Source organism: Neisseria sp. WLZKY-1 (assembly GCF_046546535.1).
Lineage (GTDB): Bacteria > Pseudomonadota > Gammaproteobacteria > Burkholderiales > Neisseriaceae > Neisseria.
Genome location: NZ_JBKGTW010000081.1, coordinates 1 through 5,377 on the forward strand (window position 1 = coordinate 1; position 5,377 = coordinate 5,377).

Below are 5,377 nucleotides of genomic sequence, written 5' to 3' on the forward strand. Positions count from 1 at the left end.
GGTTTATTAAGGATTATTTATCAATTAAATCTTAGGCTCAGCCTCCATTTTGTTACTTAGGGAGAATGTTCTCCGAAATAGCCTCCATTTTGTTACTTACGCCTTAAGTTAAGTATAATCCACCGATAAAAATAAATCATACTGATTCGCGTATTTAAAAACCGTTGATTCTGCAAGGACAATCTCATGGACAAAGCCCGTTTAAAAACCCTCGCCGCCTGCATCGCCCTCTTGGACACATCCCACGCCTTTGCTGCGGGGGGACAGAAAGCCGCCGACGCCGTCGAATCCTCATCCCTCGAAACCGTTGTCGTCAAAGGCAACCGCAACAACCACGAAACCGGCCGCGACCGCGTTTATTCGCGCGACATTGTCAACCTCTACAAAGGCAAGGAAGAAGTTGAAACCTTCAAAGGCAACACTGTATCCGACCTCTTCAGCGGCATGGCGGGCGTGTACAGCGGCGATTCGCGCAACAGCGGCGCGCTTGATCCCAACGTGCGCGGCGTACAGGGGCAGGGGCGCATTCCTGTCACCATCGACGGCACCGAGCAGGCGATTACCGTTTGGCGTGGATTGGCGGGCGCGAGCAACCGCAACTACGTCGATCCCAATATCGTCAGCAGCGTCTATGTCGAAAAAGGGCCTTCGTTCAACAGAGACACCAAAAGCGGCATCGGCGGCTCGGTGGCGATGAAAACCATCGACGCCGACGACATCGTGCCCGAAGGGCAGAAATACGGCCTCGAAGTCAAAACCGAAACCTCAACCAACTCCATCAGCCCGCACAAAGCGGTGTACGCCGAAAACATCGATTACCGCACCCTGCCCAATCCCGAATACGCCGCAGGCGGCATGTGGCGGCTCTATGCCGACGGCACCGACCGCCTCGACCCGCGTTTTTCCGGCAAACACAAATTCGGTAACGACAACGCCTTCCGCATTGCTGCCGCCGCCAAACAAGACAACTTCGATGCCATGATTGCCTACGCCTACCGCAAAAAAGGCAATTATTTTCCGGCACCAAAGGCGGACAACACTACGGCTACCGCACCCGCGACAACAAGAAAAACATAGAAATCCTGCTCTCCGAACGCGATTCGATCAGCCCCGATGTTGCGCTTGTCGGCATTTTCTACACCCCCGGCGGCGAAGTGGCCAACACCTCGCTGGAAACCAAATCCTAGCTGGGCAAAACCACCTTCCGCCTGCCGGGCAACCAAAGCATCAAACTAGGCATCCGCCACACCGACACCACCTTCGGTGAAGTGATGCCCTCGCGCATCTTCAGCGGCAGGATTACAGCGTGCTCAACAAAATCGCTGAATGGCCGCAGGCATGGGTGAAACAGCGCGCCTACAACATCGACTACACCTAGAAGCCCGCAAATCCATGGATCGATTTGCAGGCTTCCGTTTAGGCAACGCGCACCAACTCCCAAACCAACTCCTCGGGCGGCGTGCCGGGCGACATCGTCTGGTTTGACATACCGTGGTCGAACGAATACGACAGATGGAAAGAAGGCTCGCGGCCGAACCGCCCCGGTCTCGACGAGAGCCTGCCCAATACCGACGGCCGCTTCAACACCCGACAAGGGCAGGCGCTCTATGCCAAAAACGACCTCACCGGCCTCTTCCCCAAAATGCGCAAAGCCGATTTCCGCATCAACTACTTCCGCAACACCACCAAAAACATCATCGACCGCAACGACAACCTCGAATTCGAGCAATACGACAAACAGCTGCGTACCGGCGCGGAAATCTCCGCCCGCTTCGACAGCGGCCGCTACTACGGCAGCCTCGGCCTCATCCGCACCATCCGCAACGAAGTCTGCCACGCCACCGCCCAAGTCGAAAACCACACCCTTACCGGCCACCTGATATCGGGCGGCAGCAAACCCCTGTTGAAATACCCCAATGCGTCCCCGGCGGCATGGATTTCAACGGCTATCTCGTCTCCATGCAGCAGCCGCGCTGGTCGGCCGACGCCGAACTGGGCACCCGCCTGCTGAACGGCAAACTCGACCTCGGCGCCCGCCTGCACTGGCACAACGACGTCCACAAAAACTACATCACCGCCTTCCGCGACTTTATCCGCGACGCCAACAAATACTACGATGCGAACCTGACCTACGAATCCCCCGACAATATGCGCTGGGCGGCCACCACCGTTGTCGATGCCTACGTCCGCTACCGCATCAACAAAAAATTCACCGCCGAACTCGTCGGCACCAACCTCACCAACCGCTACTACATGGACCCCTTCAGCCGCTCCTTCATGCCCGCACTGGGACGGACGTTCCGCATCGGCCTTACGGGGAAATGGTAGGCCGTCTGAAACCGCCAATCCCATCGCACATCTACCCCTCTCCTGCGCTTGCGCGGGGGAGAGTCGGGGTGGGGGTGGCAGTTCGCAGAACTGCGTTTCGCCGATGTCCTGCGAAAGCTGCCGCAACGGCGGGAGAGGCAACGCTGTTGCCCGACGGGTTTCAGGCGGCCTTAAATCAACCTGAAATCCGAAAGGCCGTCTGAAACCGCCAATCCCAGCGCATCTGCCCCTCTCCTGCGCCAAAGTGTACAGACCGGATACCTGCACCCGAAGGCCGTCTGAAAGCCGAATCCGAGGTTTCAGGCGGCCTCTTTATCCGAATCGCGTATAATCCGCCCGTTTTGTCCGTTTCCGTCTGTCCTGTCATGAAATCCTACCGAACCGTTCTGTTTGTTGTATTCCTGCTCTCCGCCGCCGCTGCGGCGGGTTCGTTTTTCGCCCAATATGTGATGGGGCTGAACCCCTGTCCGCTGTGCATTTTGCAGCGCGTGGCGGTGCTCGCGGTGCTGGCCGCCTCGGCGCTCGCGCTGCTGCTGCCGACAGCCAAAGCCGCCGGACGCGCCGCCGCCGCGCTTTTGGTCGGCGCACCTGCGGTGTGGGGGCTGTATGTCGCGGGCTACCAGCTCTGGCTGCAAAGCCTGCCCGCCGAAGAGCAGCCCAGCTGCGGCGCACCGTGGACGTTCCGCCTGAAAGAGTGGCCGCTGTTCGATTACTGGCGCTTCGTCGTCGATGGCTTCGGCAACTGCGGCGTGCGCGAGTATGTGCTGGGTGTGCCGCTGCCCGTGTGGAGCCTGCTGTTTTTCGCTGCGGTGCTGCTTTTGGCGTGGGGCATGCTGCTGCGCCTGCGCGGGCGTTAAATGCCGCATCAAGGCCGTCTGAAAAGGTTTCAGACGGCCTCTCCGTTTCCCGAAGCGATAAAAAACCATGCGAAAACGTTTTACCCTTCTCCTTCTTTTCCTTTCTCTACCTGCCGCCGCGCTCGATTTGGGCGGCCTGCGTCCCGACGAAGCCGCCGTGTACGTGCGCAATCTGCAAACGGGCGAAGTGATTGCCGAACACCGCGCCGACGTGCCGGTCAACCCCGCCTCGACGATGAAGCTGGTTACTGCCTTCGCTGCCCTGCGCGCGCTGGGGGCGGATTTCCGCTGGCAGACGGCATTCAAATCCGCCGCGCCGCTGCGCCCCGACGGCCTGCTCGACGGCGATCTCTACTGGGTCGGCAGCGGCGATCCCGTGTTCGACCAAAACGGCCTGTTGGAAATGCAGGCGCAGTTGCGCGACAAGGGCGTGCGCCGCATCGGCGGGCATCTGGTGCTCGACCGCAGCGTCTGGCCGCACACCGGCAGCGCCGACGGTTTCGACGACGACGCCCACCGCGCCTTCACCACCGCACCCGACCCGCAGATGCTCGCCTACAAAGTGGCCGCCGTCACGCCCGGCTACGCCCTCGCCAACGCATCCGCCCCGCCCGCGCTCAATCCGCCCCTACCCGACGTGTTGGTAGACAGCCGCGCCGTCTTTACGCCCTCACCCGCGCCCTGTCCCCAACCCTCGCGCTTTTTGCGCGGCCGCTACGCCGAAGGCGTGATTACCGTGGAAGGCCGCGCCCCCGCCGCCTGCGCCGGACGCGAAATCTACGTCAACATGCTCGGCGCGGCCGAATTTGCCTGGCGCAGCTTCGCCGCACACTGGCGGCAGAACGGCGGCAGCCTCGCCGACGGCCTGATGCAGGGCAAAACCCCGCCCGCCGCCCGCACCCTCGCTAGCCGCGTATCCAAACCGCTGGGCGAAGTGCTCGCCGACATGAACAAACACTCCAACAACATCATTGCCCGCACCGTTTTCCTCACGCTGGGCGAACGTTTCGGCGGCAGGGACACGCAAGACCCCGATGCCGCCGTGCGCGTCCAATTCATGCTCGCAGGCATCGACACCGCGCCCCTGGTTTTGGAAAACGGCTCCGGCCTGTCGCGGCGCGAGCGCGTGTCTGCCCGCATGATGGGCGAAATGCTCGCCGCCGCCTACAAAAGCCCCTTCGGCCGCACCTTCGCCGCCACCCTGCCCGTCGCAGGCGGCGAGGGCACGCTGAAAAACCGCTTCCGCCACATCGGCGCGCCGCTGCGCCTGAAAACGGGCACGCTCAAAGACGTGCGCGCGCTGGCGGGCTATTACACGGGCGGCAACGGCACGCCGCCCCTGGCCGTTGTCGTCATTATTAACAGCCCGCGCGCCGAAAAACTGCTGGGCGAATTGGACAGGCTCACCGAACGCCTGATTTTCCCGCCCGCCCCGCTTTCAGACGACCAAACGCCCAAGTAAAGCGCAGGCCGTTTGAAAACCGTTTAAAACCCCACCGAAAGGACAACCCGTGAACATCGAAAAAGGCCGCCGCGTCGGCATCTTCTACACCCTCACCGACGGCAGCGGCCGCCTGCTCGACCAAAGCGAAAACGGCCAACCCCTGCGCTACACCGCCGGCGCAGGCGAAATTATCCCCGGCCTCGACCAAGCCCTGCTTGGCCGCGCGGCGGGCGACAAGCTGGCCGTCACCGTCGCCCCCGCCGACGGCTACGGCGAACGCGACGACAATCTGGTGCGCGAAGTAGATAAAGCCTATCTCGCCTCGGTATTGCCGCAGATGGAAGAAGGCATGGCGATAGAGGCCGACACGGGCGACGGAGCGCGCGTGTTCTACATCCGCGAAATCGGCAGCGAACGCGTCACCCTCGACGCCAACCACCCGCTCGCAGGCATGACCCTGCATTTCGACATCGAAATCGCCGATGTATCCGAAGCGGGTAAAATCCGCGTGGATTATTAGGGTCTGTTGACACTCAAGCCAGCCTTAAAACCGTAGCAGCCAGATAAATGTTGGCAGCAAAAGATTCATCCGTCTTTTCACAACGCATCGCAATCTTTTTAAACTCCTTTATCCGGCAGAAAAAGTTTGGGGCTGTCCTAGATAACTAGGATAAATTATCTATTACCAATTGTTTCAAAATGGAAATTTGAACTTTTATTTCACTGTTGTTAAAACGCCATTCGCACT

The 5,377-nt window shown here is 60.3% G+C and carries 6 protein-coding genes and 2 pseudogenes; 6 read left to right on the forward strand and 2 right to left on the reverse strand.

The genetic code is table 11. The features are described from left to right. Nucleotides 1-186 precede the first annotated feature (186 nt). The 6 genes from ACLD9W_RS11965 to ACLD9W_RS11990 all read left to right on the forward strand — a co-directional run bounded on the left by ACLD9W_RS11965 (nt 187) and on the right by ACLD9W_RS11990 (nt 5,149). Complete coding sequence (locus ACLD9W_RS11965; RefSeq protein ID WP_410842224.1) at nt 187-1,077, forward strand: TonB-dependent receptor plug domain-containing protein; 891 nt, start codon at nt 187-189, stop codon at nt 1,075-1,077. A gap of 382 nt (nt 1,078-1,459) precedes the next feature. Continuing rightward, nucleotides 1,460-2,011, forward strand: coding sequence for a hypothetical protein (locus tag ACLD9W_RS11970; RefSeq protein ID WP_410842225.1), 552 nt, complete (start codon nt 1,460-1,462; stop codon nt 2,009-2,011). Beyond that, entirely contained in the window at nt 1,933-2,328 is a 396-nt protein-coding gene (locus ACLD9W_RS11975; RefSeq protein WP_410842226.1) for a hypothetical protein, read from the forward strand. The genes ACLD9W_RS11970 and ACLD9W_RS11975 overlap by 79 nt, the downstream gene beginning before the upstream one ends. A gap of 365 nt (nt 2,329-2,693) precedes the next feature. Further along, nucleotides 2,694-3,185 carry a disulfide bond formation protein B gene (locus ACLD9W_RS11980; RefSeq protein WP_410842227.1) on the forward strand — a complete coding sequence of 164 codons (492 nt, stop codon included), beginning with the start codon at nt 2,694-2,696 and terminating at the stop codon, nt 3,183-3,185. 67 nt (nt 3,186-3,252) lie between these two features. Then, entirely contained in the window at nt 3,253-4,647 is a 1,395-nt protein-coding gene (gene dacB, locus ACLD9W_RS11985; RefSeq protein WP_410842228.1) for a D-alanyl-D-alanine carboxypeptidase/D-alanyl-D-alanine-endopeptidase, read from the forward strand. Between the two features lie 49 nt (nt 4,648-4,696). Continuing rightward, on the forward strand, nt 4,697-5,149 hold the full coding sequence (locus ACLD9W_RS11990; RefSeq protein WP_410842229.1) for an FKBP-type peptidyl-prolyl cis-trans isomerase: 453 nt from the start codon (nt 4,697-4,699) through the stop codon (nt 5,147-5,149). Between the two features lie 13 nt (nt 5,150-5,162). Here ACLD9W_RS11990 and ACLD9W_RS11995 read toward each other — a convergent pair. Both ACLD9W_RS11995 and ACLD9W_RS12000 read right to left on the reverse strand, forming a co-directional pair. Continuing rightward, nucleotides 5,163-5,276 (reverse strand): annotated as a pseudogene (locus ACLD9W_RS11995) (IS5/IS1182 family transposase); the annotation flags it as partial. Between the two features lie 18 nt (nt 5,277-5,294). Continuing rightward, nucleotides 5,295-5,377, reverse strand: a pseudogene (locus ACLD9W_RS12000) (IS1595 family transposase); the annotation flags it as partial.